Source organism: Romboutsia sp. LXY-2 (genome assembly GCF_056171995.1).
Window position 1 is genome coordinate 1 of sequence record NZ_JBKFGI010000051.1, and the last position, 341, is coordinate 341.

The 341-nt window shown below is 36.1% G+C and carries 1 tRNA gene and 1 rRNA gene; both read left to right on the plus strand.

Annotated elements, in window-relative coordinates:
* Window positions 1-75, plus strand: a 16S ribosomal RNA gene (locus tag ACI48P_RS22290); the annotation flags it as partial.
* Window positions 76-195: 120 nt separating this feature from the next.
* A tRNA-Ala gene (locus ACI48P_RS22295) sits at window positions 196-271 on the plus strand.
* The last annotated feature ends 70 nt before the right edge of the window (window positions 272-341 follow it).

The window sequence follows — 341 nt, forward strand, 5'->3', positions numbered from 1 at the left end:
AAGGTGAAATCAATAACTGGGGTGAAGTCGTAACAAGGTAGCCGTATCGGAAGGTGCGGCTGGATCACCTCCTTTCTAAGGAGAATTACCTACTGTTTAATTTTGAGAGTTCTTAATAAAAAAATTAAAAACTCTATTGACAAAAAGTGACAAAATTGATAAAATATTTTTTGTCAAAAAGTCAATAAAAAATATGGGGGTGTAGCTCAGCTGGGAGAGCACTTGCCTTGCACGCAAGGGGTCAGGAGTTCGATCCTCCTCATCTCCACCATTAATATCTTGAAAAAGATATGTTAGTACTTTGAAAACTGCATAACATTTAGTGATATGACATCATTTTA